At 66.0% G+C, this 11,758-nt stretch carries 15 protein-coding genes and 1 tRNA gene; 8 read left to right on the top strand and 8 right to left on the bottom strand.

Translation table 11 applies throughout. From position 1 onward, the window contains the following. Nucleotides 1–23: 23 nt before the first annotated feature. On the top strand, nt 24–1,163 hold the full coding sequence (locus AC1DY7_RS17155) for a fatty acid desaturase family protein (RefSeq protein ID WP_477494894.1): 1,140 nt from the start codon (nt 24–26) through the stop codon (nt 1,161–1,163). 5 nt (nt 1,164–1,168) lie between these two features. On the opposite strand, the gene AC1DY7_RS17150 is transcribed toward AC1DY7_RS17155, so the two are convergent. From AC1DY7_RS17150 to AC1DY7_RS17140, 3 genes are all read right to left on the bottom strand, one after another. Beyond that, a complete protein-coding gene (locus tag AC1DY7_RS17150; protein ID WP_477494893.1) occupies nt 1,169–1,837 on the bottom strand; it encodes an MPT63 family protein in 669 nt (222 codons plus the stop codon). Nucleotides 1,838–1,929: 92 nt separating this feature from the next. Further along, a complete protein-coding gene (locus AC1DY7_RS17145) occupies nt 1,930–3,102 on the bottom strand; it encodes a PP2C family protein-serine/threonine phosphatase (protein WP_477494892.1) in 1,173 nt (390 codons plus the stop codon). Beyond that, a complete protein-coding gene (locus AC1DY7_RS17140) occupies nt 3,089–3,898 on the bottom strand; it encodes an alpha/beta fold hydrolase (protein ID WP_477494891.1) in 810 nt (269 codons plus the stop codon). Before AC1DY7_RS17140 ends, AC1DY7_RS17145 begins: the two co-directional genes overlap by 14 nt. Before the next feature lie 51 nt (nt 3,899–3,949). On the opposite strand from AC1DY7_RS17140, the gene AC1DY7_RS17135 reads away from it, so the two are divergent. The 3 genes from AC1DY7_RS17135 to AC1DY7_RS17125 all read left to right on the top strand — a co-directional run bounded on the left by AC1DY7_RS17135 (nt 3,950) and on the right by AC1DY7_RS17125 (nt 5,558). Further along, complete coding sequence (locus AC1DY7_RS17135) at nt 3,950–4,594, top strand: glyoxalase (protein ID WP_477494890.1); 645 nt, start codon at nt 3,950–3,952, stop codon at nt 4,592–4,594. Nucleotides 4,595–4,596: 2 nt separating this feature from the next. Then, a complete protein-coding gene (rnhA, locus tag AC1DY7_RS17130; protein WP_477494889.1) occupies nt 4,597–5,046 on the top strand; it encodes a ribonuclease HI in 450 nt (149 codons plus the stop codon). A 311-nt stretch (nt 5,047–5,357) separates the two neighbouring features. Then, a complete protein-coding gene (locus tag AC1DY7_RS17125) occupies nt 5,358–5,558 on the top strand; it encodes a hypothetical protein (protein WP_477494888.1) in 201 nt (66 codons plus the stop codon). 70 nt (nt 5,559–5,628) lie between these two features. Here AC1DY7_RS17125 and AC1DY7_RS17120 read toward each other — a convergent pair whose 3' ends face one another. Both AC1DY7_RS17120 and AC1DY7_RS17115 read right to left on the bottom strand, forming a co-directional pair. Then, nucleotides 5,629–6,102, bottom strand: a complete 474-nt coding sequence (locus AC1DY7_RS17120) for a hypothetical protein (RefSeq protein ID WP_477494887.1) — start codon at nt 6,100–6,102, stop codon at nt 5,629–5,631. Beyond that, a complete protein-coding gene (locus AC1DY7_RS17115) occupies nt 6,071–6,520 on the bottom strand; it encodes a winged helix-turn-helix transcriptional regulator (protein ID WP_477494886.1) in 450 nt (149 codons plus the stop codon). Before AC1DY7_RS17115 ends, AC1DY7_RS17120 begins: the two co-directional genes overlap by 32 nt. 168 nt (nt 6,521–6,688) lie before the next feature. Here AC1DY7_RS17115 and AC1DY7_RS17110 point away from each other — a divergent pair, with 168 nt between their 5' ends. Next, nucleotides 6,689–7,531, top strand: coding sequence for an enoyl-CoA hydratase/isomerase family protein (locus AC1DY7_RS17110; protein ID WP_477494885.1), 843 nt, complete (start codon nt 6,689–6,691; stop codon nt 7,529–7,531). Next, on the top strand, nt 7,528–7,980 hold the full coding sequence (locus AC1DY7_RS17105; RefSeq protein WP_477494884.1) for an OsmC family peroxiredoxin: 453 nt from the start codon (nt 7,528–7,530) through the stop codon (nt 7,978–7,980). The genes AC1DY7_RS17110 and AC1DY7_RS17105 overlap by 4 nt, the downstream gene beginning before the upstream one ends. A 2-nt stretch (nt 7,981–7,982) precedes the next feature. Here the strand turns inward: AC1DY7_RS17105 and AC1DY7_RS17100 are convergent, their stop codons facing one another. After that, on the bottom strand, nt 7,983–10,244 hold the full coding sequence (locus tag AC1DY7_RS17100) for an ATP-dependent DNA ligase (protein WP_477494883.1): 2,262 nt from the start codon (nt 10,242–10,244) through the stop codon (nt 7,983–7,985). Nucleotides 10,245–10,278: 34 nt separating this feature from the next. Between AC1DY7_RS17100 and AC1DY7_RS17095 the strand changes: the two genes are divergently transcribed. Further along, nucleotides 10,279–10,509: a hypothetical protein gene (locus tag AC1DY7_RS17095; RefSeq protein ID WP_477494882.1), complete on the top strand. Its 231-nt coding sequence runs from the start codon at nt 10,279–10,281 to the stop codon at nt 10,507–10,509. 3 nt (nt 10,510–10,512) lie between these two features. Then, nucleotides 10,513–11,394, top strand: a complete 882-nt coding sequence (gene ku, locus AC1DY7_RS17090; RefSeq protein WP_477494881.1) for a non-homologous end joining protein Ku — start codon at nt 10,513–10,515, stop codon at nt 11,392–11,394. Between the two features lie 17 nt (nt 11,395–11,411). Here ku and AC1DY7_RS17085 read toward each other — a convergent pair whose 3' ends face one another. Both AC1DY7_RS17085 and AC1DY7_RS17080 read right to left on the bottom strand, forming a co-directional pair. Beyond that, nucleotides 11,412–11,606, bottom strand: a complete 195-nt coding sequence (locus tag AC1DY7_RS17085; RefSeq protein WP_477494880.1) for a hypothetical protein — start codon at nt 11,604–11,606, stop codon at nt 11,412–11,414. Between the two features lie 65 nt (nt 11,607–11,671). Next, nucleotides 11,672–11,746 (bottom strand) — tRNA-Arg (locus tag AC1DY7_RS17080). Between the last annotated feature and the right edge of the window lie 12 nt (nt 11,747–11,758).

Raw genomic sequence — 11,758 nt, 5'->3', positions numbered from 1 at the left:
ACCCTCATCCATCGGAGGACACCATGACCGCCATTCAGAACCAATCCACCAGCCCCGTCGCGCATTTGAGCGCCGACGACATCGAGGACCTGGGCCGCGAACTGGACGCGATCCGCCAGGGTGTCCTGAACACCCGCGGTGCAGACGACGCCCACTACATCCGCACCGTCATCAAGGCCCAACGCGGACTGGAAGCGGGAAGCCGGGCGGTGCTGCTCTTCTCGCTGTTCCCGCCCGCCTGGTGGCTGGGTACCGCCGGGTTGTCGGCCGCCAAGATCCTGGAGAACATGGAGATCGGCCACAATGTCATGCACGGCCAGTGGGATTGGATGCGCGACCCGAAGATCCACTCCACCACGTGGGAATGGGACAACGCCTCACCGGCCGAGCAGTGGAAGCACGCCCACAACGAGGAACACCACACCTACACCAACGTCCTCGGCAAGGACGGTGACCTCGGCTACGGCATCATGCGGGTCGACGAGGACCAGCGCTGGAGTCCCTTCCACCTGGGCCAGCCGCTGTGGAACGCGATCAACGCGGTGATGTTCCAGTACGGAATCGCCGCCTACGACCTCAAGCTCGGCAAGAACCTGAAAACCGCCGAACGCCGCAGCAACCCCGCCTTCCGGTCCCGGGTGAAGGCCACCCTGCGCAAGATCGGCACGCAGGGCCTACGCGACTACGTCGTGCACCCGCTGCTGTCGGGGCCCAGCGCCGTCACCACGCTGACGGCCAACCTCACCGCCAACGTCGTGCGCAATGTGTGGACACACTCGGTCATCATGTGCGGCCACTTCCCCGAGGGCGTACAGACTTTCACCTACGACAGCATCGACGGCGAGACCCGCGGCCAGTGGTATCTGCGCCAGATGCTCGGCTCGGCGAACATCAGCGGCAGCCGGTTCATGCACCTGATGAGCGGCAACCTGTCCTTCCAGATCGAGCACCACCTCTTCCCGGACCTGCCGAGTAATCGGTACGGCGAGATCGCCCCGCAGGTGCGCGACATCTTCGAGCGGTACGGGCTGACCTACACCAGCGGCCCGCTGGTCAAGCAGGTCGCGTCCGCCTGGGGCAAGGTCATTCGGCTGTCATTGCCCAACGACATGCTGGGTTCTCGGTCCTCCGAGCGAGATCAGCGCGTCCCCGTGGCAGCCTGACCGATCTAGTGGTGCCCGCCTTCGGAATGGGTGCCGACGTTCGGGCCCTCGATGGCGGTGATCTCGTCCAGGCCGTTCTGAGAAGGCGCTGTCATGTTGGGGCTGTTGAAGTCCGGGCCGGTGGATCCCTGTACGTCGTTCTCGGCGGGCAGCGGCGCCAGCTCGGACGTCGATCCGGGGTCCACCGGGGACACCATGTCCGGTGCCCCGTCCACCCGGACCCAGCCCAGCAGATCGTGGTCCCCGTTGTTGTAGACGACGCTGTTGGGCGGCGGCCCCACCACATCGAAATACAGCTTGCCCCTGGAACTGTCGCCGGGTAGGACGGTTCCACCGCTGAGGCCCTGTGGCGTGAAGATGTTGGACAGCACGCGGTAGGTGGCGCCGTCTTCGGCGCGCGCGTTGAAGAACGGGATGACGGGGCTGACCGCACCCCGCACCGCGTCGACCGTCACCGTGGCCTCATACAACTGCCCGGCCACCGGGTAGGGAATCGCGTCCGAGCTCGGTTTCAGACCGGCGACGGTGTAGCCGATCGCGGAGCCACCGCTGTCGATGGTCTCCTGCTGGCCGAACGGTTTGATGTTGTCGATCGCGGAGGCCGGCGCGACGGCCACAGCACCGAATAGGGTCGCGACCGCGACCGCAGCGAGCGTGCGCTTCGTCAGGTTCATTACTCTTCCTCGAGGTCACAGGGTGTTTCGCGGGGAGTTGCACTCCGATTGAACCGCATTACCGCTGCGCCCGGAGGCCGTTCGGCAGACTGCTATGGCTTGGCGGGGACGCCGAAGGCCAGCACCGCGGAATCGTCCTGCACCCCGGAGCCCAGGCTGTCGAGCAGCGTGTGAATCCTGTTGACGACTTGCTGCGCGCTCACCGGCGACCATCCCTTCGCACTCGCCAGCAGCGCACCGTCGTCATCGAACCGCTCCCGCCCGACTCCGGTGAGCGCCTCGGTGAGCCCATCGGTGTAGAGCACCAACGTGTCTCCTGGTCCCAGGTGCAGTGTGTGGGCGACGAACCGCGGCTGTTCGGTCATGCCCACCGCGTGACCGCCGATGGTGTCGGCGTAGTACGCGGAACCGTCGGCGGCGAACAGCAGCGGCGGCAGATGCCCGCCGCTGGCCAATTCGACGTCGACGCCGTCGCCGGCTTGGCGGATGTTGCCGTAGATCACGGTGCACAAGGTGCGTTGGGGGGCGATGCCGAGCCGCTGGCCCAGCACGGAATTCAGGTTCTGGAGTACTTCCACCGGGTCGTCGTTGGAGACTGCCGCCGAACGCAATACGTAGCGGGTCAGTCCGGTCACCACTGCGGCTTCGACACCCTTTCCGATGACGTCGCCGATGAAGAAGCCCCACGTCGTGTGACTCAGCGGGAAGAGGTCGTAGAAGTCCCCACCGACGTCGTCGACGGATGCGGTGTAGTAGTAGTCGGCGGCCTCCAGCCCCGGCGGTGGCGACAACACCGGCGGCAGAAGTGACTTGCGCAGCGTCTCGGCGAACTCCCGGGCGCGCCGGGATTCCATTTCCGCCCTGGCCCGTTCGCCCAACAACTCGAGTTCGTATGCGCGCCGGTCGGAGGCGTCCACCGCGGTGATGCGAAGGATCTCTGGCTTCCCCTCGCCATCGGCCTTCACGTTGGCGGTCAGGAACATCGGCAGCCGCTGCCCGGCCGCGTCGACCAGATCGAGGGTGACGCCTTGCAGGCGGCCGGTCATCGTCAGTAGCGGAGCAAAGTGGGTTTCGTAGTGCACGCGTCCGGCGACGGTCAGTAGATCGGTGATGAGGGCGCCGTGCAGCGCGTGCTTGTCCGGGTATCCGAGCCAGTCACGAATGGTGTTGTTGGCGCGCAGGATTCGACCCGTGGTATCGGTGACGAAGTGACCGCTGGGCGCGTTCTCCCAGAGATCGTGGTCGCCCACCTCAGCGGGACTCATGCCCGCCTGCGAACGTCGCGATGGCGGCGGCCGTCGCATCGGGTGCGCTGACGTGCGGGCAGTGGCCCGTCGCATCCAGGGTGATCAGTTCACTGTCGGCGATCCGGTCATGGACGTAGGCGCCCACCCCACGCGGCGCGATGGCGTCGTGCGCACATTCGATGATCAGCGTCGGCACCGGAATGGCGCCGAGGTCGTCTCGGTTATCGGACAGAAAGGTGGTCCTGGCGAAGACCCGTGCATACGCCGGATCGGTGCGGCAGAACGTGGCCTCGAGTTGCTCGCTGAGTTCGGGACGGTCGGGGTTGCCCATGATGTGCGGCGCCATGGCGTGCGACCAGCCGAGGTAATTCAGATCCAGGGACTCCAGCAGTTCGTCGACGTCGGCCCTGGACATGCCGCCCCGGTAGTCCCCGTCGTTCAGATAATGCGGCGACGGGGTCACCATGACCAGTTTGGCGAACCGCTCGGGTTCGGCGATGACGGCCAGCGCACCGATCATCGCCGCGACGGAATGGCCCACCAGCACCACGTCGCTCAGATCGAGGGCGTGGACCACGTCGAGGAGGTCCTCGGCGTACCCGCCCAACGCCGAGTACTTCGCCTCGTCCCAGGCGCGCGGGTCCGACGCCCCGGAGCCGACGTGGTCGAGCAGCACGATCCGATACGCGGATCGCAGGCGCTGTACGACGGGGTGCCACAGCTGCTGATCGCAGCCGAAGCCGTGCGCCAACAGCAGCACCGGTCCGCGTTCGGCACCGACGATGGTGACGTTGTTCCGTTTGAGAACGTCCACCGGCTCACTGTAGAAGCGGACGGGGTCCGACCGCGAAGTACTCTCGCGTTCATGGGCGCGCGAGTCAGTGTCGACGAGATCGAGGTCGCCGACCCCGCCGAGGTCTGGGCTGATGCCGGTTTCACGGTGTCCGGCCAGGTGAGCCTGGTCGGCGACGTCTCCTTTCGGCTGGTCGGACGCGACCGTGGCACCGGCATCCTCGGGTGGTCGTTGCGCGGAATGTCCTCCGAGGGTGCGCTCGATGGCATTCCGACCACAGCGTCGGACGCACCCGTCCCGCACGCCGACACGCACGTCAACGGCGTCACCGCGATCGATCACGTCGTGCTGCTGTCCCCCGATCTGGCGCGCACGGTGGCGGCGCTGACCGCCATCGGGGTGCAGCCACGCCGCGAACGGGACGGCGAACTCGGCGGACGAGCGATCCGGCAGATCTTCTTCCGGTTCGGGACCGTCATCATCGAGGTCGTCGGGTCACCGGCCGGCACCGGCAAGGGACCGTCGTCGCTATGGGGAATCACCTACACCGTCGCCGACATCGACGCGAGCGCCGCGTACTTCGGTGACCGCACCACCCCGATCAAGGATGCGGTGCAGCCCGGCCGGCGGATCACGACGCTCGACCACCGGGCGCTCGGAATGTCGGTGCGCACGGCGCTCATTTCGGCACCTGTTGTTTCGGCACCTATTGTCTAGGCGTGACCGACCCCGTGATCATCCACACCGACGGCGGGTGCCGGCCCAATCCGGGACCCGGCGGCTGGGGTGCGGTGTTGCGCCACCGCGAGCACGTGCGTGAAATGTGCGGCGGCGAGCCGGGTGAGACGAGCAACAACCGGATGGAACTGACCGCGCCGATCATGGCGCTGGAAGCGCTGACCCGGCCCGTGTTGGTCCACCTCTACACCGACAGCACCTACGTCCGCAACGGCATCACCAAGTGGGTGCTGGGCTGGGAGCGCAACGGCTGGATGACCGCAGCCAAGCAGCCGGTGAAGAACGTCGACCTCTGGCAGCGGCTGCAGGCCGCCTGCGCCCGGCACGAGGTCGAGTGGTTCTGGGTGAAGGGGCACTCGGGCGTCGGGGACAACGAGCTGGCCGACGAGCTGGCCACCCGCGGCATGCAGGAAGCGATCTCCGCACGCTGACCGACGGCGAGTGCTGAACGCCCCCGGTAACCGGGGCATGGGGCAGAATCAGTTCCCGTGGCTGACCAGGCTGGATCTGCGTCGTTGTCCGCACTGATCCGGCGAGCGGGTGTCACCAGCTGGTCGGTGCTGGGCATCATCGCGCTGACCACGGTGGCCGCCGCCGGCCTGAGTGCGGTGAGTGGAATTCTGGTCCCCCTGGTGGTTGCCGTCATTCTGGGGATCGTGCTCGAACCGGTTTCGGAAGCGCTTCAGCGGCTTCGCCTTTCGCCCGTGGGCCGAGCGCAGCGCTCATCCTCGGGGCGTCGTTCGTGGTCTCCAATGGCACCGTGCAGAGCGCGGTCAGTTCCTGGGCGCTGGGTTCGTCCTTGCGTCTGCACCCCGTCGGCGTGCTCCTCGCGACGATGATCGGGGGCACCATCGCCGGTCTGCTCGGCATGATCATGGGCGCGCCCGTGGTGGCTGCGGTCAGCAGATCGGTGGCCGAGGTCCGTCGGCTGCGACGCGCCTGAGCGACTCCGAAGCCGAGCCGCCGCGACCGTCGGTCTGTGAACTTTCCATTAACTGACGCAAAGGCCTGTTTCAACAGGACGTCTCCGGGCCATTCCGGGACAACGCCCCGAAAAAGGATTGGTACGCCATGAAGTCGATGCGATCTGCCCGTTGCGCTTCCACCGTCGCCGCGCTGTCGGCGGCCGTAGCAGTGGGTCTGCTGACCGCCGCCTGCGGTGGCAGCGACAAGGGCGGCGAGTCGAGCAGTTCCACGACGCCGTCATCGAGTGCGGTCACCACGACGCCATCGGCGACTCCCCCGCCGGCCTCGTCGGCCGCGCCGTCGACTCCGGTGACAGAATCGCCCACCGGGGCAACGGAACCCGGCGTGACGGGTTCGCCGGCGGCTCCCGGCGGCGACAGCACACCGGAGACCTCGCGCAACGACGTACCGACCACTCCCGCGACGACCAAGGCCTCGCCCGAGGTGACCGCTACGCCCGCTCCGACGGCAGAACCGGGCTGACCACTTTCAGTTTCCGGTGGGAATCGTCTCCACGTCATCAGCGGGGATCTCGTAGCCGAGATCGTCGATGAAGGCGACGTGCACCGGCCGCTCGGTACGTCGCGCCTTGCGCACCATCGTTGGGCCCTCCGGACGGGGCAGGTGCTTGTCTCCCCATTGCTGGAGCACGCCGATCAGCACATGTAGTTCCCTGCCCGCGGGCGTGAGGTGGTAGGCGGGGCGTCTGCGTTGACCGGGTTCTTGGTAGGAGTCCTTGGTCATCACGCCGTACTCCACCAACGTGGCGAGTCGATCGGTGAGACGGTCCGGAGGCAGTCCCAGATTCTTCTCGAAGTCGGCGAAACGAGTCGTCCCCAGGAGGGCCTCACGCAGGATCATGATTGTCCATCGTTCGCCGAGCACCGTCATGCTTCGTCCGACGGAGCACTTCCAGTCCTCGAGCTTCTTCGGTGCCACCCAGGTGAGAGTACCTATCTGACTTGGCTGATTCAAGCCAGATAAACGGTGCGCTAGTGCCGAATCGGTTCGAATCGTGATGCCGTCACGTCATTAGGAGTCCTTCCCCTCTTGCTTTCTCGCCGACCTGACTATGCAAATCAAAGTAAGAGCGCTACAGTTCTGGCCATGCCCTTCGTGGACGACTTCGCACCCACCCACCTTCGACTGACCGAGGAATCCCCCACGCTGTGGCGGGTCACCTTCGACAATCCACCCGTCAACGTCATCGGCACCGAGATGATCCGCGACCTCAAGGAACTGATCACCGAACTGGAGAGCAACGACACCGTCAACGTCGTCCTGTTCGACAGCGAGGATCCCGACTTCTTCCTGGCCCACTACGATCTGGCGGCGGATCATGCTGCGACAGAGGCACTCCCGAGCCCCACCGGCTACGCCGCCTGGGTCGACGTCACCGTCCGGATCAGCAAACTCGCCGCAGTCACCATCAGTGCGGTGCGCGGCATCGCCCGCGGCGCGGGAAGCGAGTTCGCACTCGCCACCGACATCCGGTTCGCCAGCCGCGAACGGACCATCCTGGGGCAGATGGAGATCGGGTTCGGCGCAGTGCCCGGCGGCGGCGCCGCAGGGCGCCTCCCTGCTCTGGTCGGCCGCGGCCGCGCCTTCGAAATCCTGCTCGGCGGAGCCGATTTCGACGGCGCCACGGCCGAACTGTACGGCTATGTCAATCGCGCCCTGCCCGACGAGCAGTTCGAAGAATTCGTCACCTCTTATGCCCGCCGGGTGTCCCGTTGGGACCACCGCGCACTCGGCGAAATCAAGGCGTTCGTCAACGAGTACACCCGGCTGCCCGACAGCGAATATCCGCGGCACTCCGATGCCTTCTGGTCGGCGGTGAGCACCCCAGGATTCCAATCGGTCACCACATCCCTATTCGGCGCCGGGCTCCAGGAACGGACGGCCATCGAATACCGGCTCGGCAGTGACATCGCCGAGGTGACGCGATGACGGTCGTCGCCGGCAGCTCCCAGTGGGCCGGCTCGTTCTTCGACGGGAACGGCACGCTGTCCACCGATACGAGCGACACCGTCCACGAAGCGCCGTACACCTATGGCAGCCGGTTCGAAGGCGCGACTGGAGCCATCCCGGAAGAGTTGTTGGTCACCGGCCACGCCGGCTGCTACAACCATGCGCTGGCGAACATCGCCCGCAAGAACGGCGTGGCGGTCGAGACCATCAGCACCACCGCACAACTGACCATGGGTACCGACACCCAAGGATCCGACGGGCACGGCTACTCCGTGGAGGGCATTCACCTCATCGTCCGCGCCGACCTGCCCGGCATCACCGACGACGTGTTCCAGAGCCTCGCGGACGAAGCCCGCCGGCTTTGCGCCATCTCCAAGATCCTGCACGTGCCGATCACGTTGGACGCCACTCTCGACGGCCCAACCTGAGCCTATTCCCACACAACTTCACTCGGCGTCTTGTCCGGCCGCAGCCCCCGCCAACTGGGCTGGCGCAGCCGGCCATCCGACGTCCGCTCGCTGTAGCGCACCTCCCCGACCAATTCCGGGCGAACGTAGGTAACGCCCTTCGCATCGGGACCGGAAAGCCTTGCGGTAAAGGGGGACTCGTCGGTCTCCAGTGGCTTCAGCGTGGCCCGTAGCTCCTTGAGCATCTTCTCGGTGAAGCCCGTTCCGACCCGGCCTGCGAACTGCAGCCCCTCGTCAGAGGGCACCCCGACCAGCAGCGCGCCGATCCCGCTGGTGCGGCCGCCCTCTCCCGCGCGCCAGCCGCCGATCACCACTTCCTGTGTATTCCAGAACTTGTCCTTGATCCACGACGCGGACCGCCGGCCCGGTTGATAGGTGGAATCACGCTTCTTGGCGACCACCCCCTCCCAACCGTGGGCCTTGGCGTACTCCAGTGCCTCGGCCCCGTCACCGGCAATGGGGTCGGGCACAATCAGGCCGCCCGCGTCGGCAAGCGTCTCCAGGATGCGTCGGCGATCGGAGTATTTGGCGCGCAACAACGATCGTCCGTCGAGTGCCAGGATGTCGAAGGCCCAGAACTCCACCCGTGTCGAGCGCGCCCGGTTCTGCATCTCACCGAAGCTCGGTACGCCCTTGCCGTCGAGGGCGACCACCTCACCGTCGAGAACGACGTGGTAGTCGGCAAGGTCCGCGGCCAGCGCCTGCAGCTGCGGATACTCGTCGGTCACATCCCGGCCGCTGCGCGAACGTAGTTGCAGTGCACCGTGATCGGCGTCGACGAGCAGCCGGTAGCCGTCCCACTTTCCCTCGAACGCCCACACGACCGAGTTCATCTTCTCGACCGATCCGTGGGTCGCGAGCATCGGCGCGAGATCGGCCGGTGTCGGCTGGGCCTGCTCCTTCATCCGGTGCGCCAGCCAGTTCTTTCCGCCGGTCTGGATCAGCGCGTAGCGGCCCTGGATCTTCGTCCCGTGCAGAGTGACGATCACTTCGCCGCCTTTGTCGGGGCCGTCGGGCGAGTTGTCCCGGAACTTCTCGGTCTCATACGTCCCGGAATCCCAGATGAACACTTCGCCACCGCCGTACTCGCCCTTGGGAATCGCCCCCTCGAACGTCCCGTACTCCAGCGGGTGGTCTTCGGTGTGCACCGCGAGGTGGTTCACCGATGTCGTCTCCGGCAGGTTCTTGGGCACCGCCCAGGACACCAGCACCCCGTTGCGTTCCAGCCGGAAGTCGTAGTGCAACCGTCGGGCGTGGTGTTCCTGGATGACGAACGTGTTGTCGTTCCCCACGGCCGGGGGCGCCTGCGGCACCGGTTCGGGCGTCTTGCCCGCATCGCGCATGCTGCGGTACGTCGTCAGCTTGTCGGCGCCCGGCAGCGCCGCATCGAGTCCGGCGAGCAGGTCTCCGTCACGCTCGAGCCGTTCGAGCACCTCGCCGAATCGCAGGTGCCGCAGATCGGGGTCCCCGATTTCGTCCCAGGTCCGCGGAGCCGCCACCGTCGGCTCGTCGCGACCCCGCATCGAGTACGGCGCGATGGTGGTTTTCGCGGCACTGTTCTGGCTCCAGTCCAGGAACACCTTTCCGGTGCGCAGGCTCTTGGTCATGGTGGCGGTGACCTGTTTGGGCATGCTCTTCTCAAGCTCCACCGCGATGCGCTTGGCCAGCACCGACGCGCCCTGCGAGCTGATCGGTTCGGCCAGCGGCACGTACAGGTGCAGGCCCTTGCTCCCACTCGTCAGCGGATATGCCGTCAGCCCGATGTCCTCGACGAACCCCTTCACCTCGTGTGCGACATCGCACAGCTGCCGGAATGTCACGTCCTCGCCGGGATCGAGATCGAAGACGATGCGGGTCGCCGGTCCGGGCTTCGAATTCTCGAATCGCCACTGCGGCACATGCACCTCGAGCGAGGCCTGTTGGGCTATCCAGGCCAGCCCCTCTCGGGTGTCGATGACCGGATAAGTCGTGGTGCCCGACTTGTGGGTCACCGAGCCGCGGCCCAACCAGTCCGGCGCCGACGACGCGAGTTGCTTCTCGAAGAACTCGGGTTGCCCGACCCCATTGGGCCACCGTTTGCGCGTGACCGGGCGGCCCGCGATGTGCGGCAGCATGGCGTCGGCAACGGCCAGGTAGTACTCGAAAACCTCGGCTTTGCTGGTGCCGGTGGCCGGATAGAGCACCTTGTCGGGGTTGGTCAGTCGCACCCGCCCGAAGCGCTCCATCCCTATACGGTATTCCTGCTGTTACCGTGGAGTTGTGAGGCGACTTTGCGTGGCGGGCCTACTGGCCGTGATCGCGATCGCCGGGGCCTCGGCCGCCGGCGCGGACCCTGCCGACCTGGTGCCCTACTGCTCAGGCGACCAGACGCCGATGGACAACAACTGCCGGTCGGCGCCTTCGCAGGTGTTCACCCACTCCGATTCCTCGCCCGGCGCGAACCCGGACACCCCCGTCGGCTTGAACCCTGGCCAGATTCCGGCGGTGTAGCCGATGCGGTCGATCTGGAAAGGTTCGGTCGCGTTCGGTCTGGTGAACGTCCCGGTGAAGGTGTACAGCGCCACCGAGGACCATGACATCAAGTTCCACCAGGTGCACGGCAAGGACAACGGCCGCATCCGCTACAAGCGCACCTGCGAGGTATGCGGCGAGGTGGTCGAATACCGCGATATCGCGCGTGCCTACGAGTCCGACGACGGTCAGACCGTGGTGATCACCGATGAGGACATCGCCACCATGCCCGAGGAACGCAGCCGCGAGATCGAGGTGGTCGAATTCGTCCCTGCCGACCAACTGGATCCGCTGATGTACGACAAGAGCTACTACCTCGAACCGGACTCCAAGTCGTCGAAATCCTATGTGCTGCTGGCACAGACATTGGCCTCCACCGATCGCGTCGCCATCGTCCACTTCGCGCTGCGCAACAAGACACGGCTGGCGGCGTTGCGGGTCAAGGACTTCAGCAAGCGCCAGGTGATGGTGGTGCACACGCTGCTGTGGCCCGACGAGATCCGCGACCCGGACTTTCCCGTGCTCGACAAGGAAGTCGAGATCAAGCCCGCCGAGCTGAAGATGGCCAGCCAGGTCGTCGAATCGATGACCGACGATTTCCAGCCCGAACAGTTCCACGACACCTATCAGGACGAGCTCCGCGAGTTGGTGGCGGCCAAGCTCGAAGGCGGCGAGGCGTTCACCACCGAGGAGCAGCCGGCCAACCTCGACGAGTCAGAAGATGTGTCGGATCTGCTCGCCAAACTGGAGGCCAGCGTGAAGGCCCGCCAGGGTGACGGCGAGAAGCCGCCTGCGAAGAAGGCCCCGGCCAAAAAAGCCGCCGCGAAAAAAGCTCCGGCCAAGAAGGCCGCCGCCAAGAAATAGCGGCGGCCTCCCCGTCCTCAGCCCGCACTGGACAATTCGCGCCAGATTCGGCGCTGCACTGCCAGATGCGCCGAGTGGACGACGGCACCGGACTCGTGCGCCTGGTGGATTCTCGCCTTGTCCCGGACCACCAGCACCACCGCGTTCTCCCAGGCCACCAGATCGAGGGCCTCGTAGGACGCATTCAGCACCAGCACAGCCGGAAACTTCATCAACACGATCACCCTCCTTCTCTCTCTCTGATTTCCCATGCGGACAACGCTTTTGCCGCGATCGGCACCGCCGGAGGGATTCGAACCCCCAACCCCCTGAGCCGAAATCAGGCGCTCTGGATCCGTTGAGCTACGGCGGTGTGACTTTCGAT

It is taken from the genome of Mycobacterium sp. P2_H7 (assembly GCF_056403275.1).
Note: the sequence above shows the minus strand (reverse complement) of the source record. Positions and strands in the feature narration are given on the sequence as shown.

Bases quoted from the DNA above. Each gene is read 5' to 3' on its own strand.
- AC1DY7_RS17120 (WP_477494887.1), bottom strand. From the start codon at position 6,102: ATGACGTGGAGACGATTCCCACCGGAAACTGAAAGTGGTCAGCCCGGT.
- AC1DY7_RS17150 (WP_477494893.1), bottom strand. From the start codon at position 1,837: ATGAACCTGACGAAGCGCACGCTCGCTGCGGTCGCGGTCGCGACCCTA.
- AC1DY7_RS17155 (WP_477494894.1), top strand. From the start codon at position 24: ATGACCGCCATTCAGAACCAATCCACCAGCCCCGTCGCGCATTTGAGC.
- AC1DY7_RS17135 (WP_477494890.1), top strand. From the start codon at position 3,950: ATGGGCGCGCGAGTCAGTGTCGACGAGATCGAGGTCGCCGACCCCGCC.
- AC1DY7_RS17085 (WP_477494880.1), bottom strand. From the start codon at position 11,606: ATGAAGTTTCCGGCTGTGCTGGTGCTGAATGCGTCCTACGAGGCCCTC.
- AC1DY7_RS17105 (WP_477494884.1), top strand. From the start codon at position 7,528: ATGACGGTCGTCGCCGGCAGCTCCCAGTGGGCCGGCTCGTTCTTCGAC.
- ku (WP_477494881.1), top strand. From the start codon at position 10,513: ATGCGGTCGATCTGGAAAGGTTCGGTCGCGTTCGGTCTGGTGAACGTC.
- AC1DY7_RS17100 (WP_477494883.1), bottom strand. From the start codon at position 10,244: ATGGAGCGCTTCGGGCGGGTGCGACTGACCAACCCCGACAAGGTGCTC.
- AC1DY7_RS17110 (WP_477494885.1), top strand. From the start codon at position 6,689: ATGCCCTTCGTGGACGACTTCGCACCCACCCACCTTCGACTGACCGAG.
- AC1DY7_RS17145 (WP_477494892.1), bottom strand. From the start codon at position 3,102: ATGAGTCCCGCTGAGGTGGGCGACCACGATCTCTGGGAGAACGCGCCC.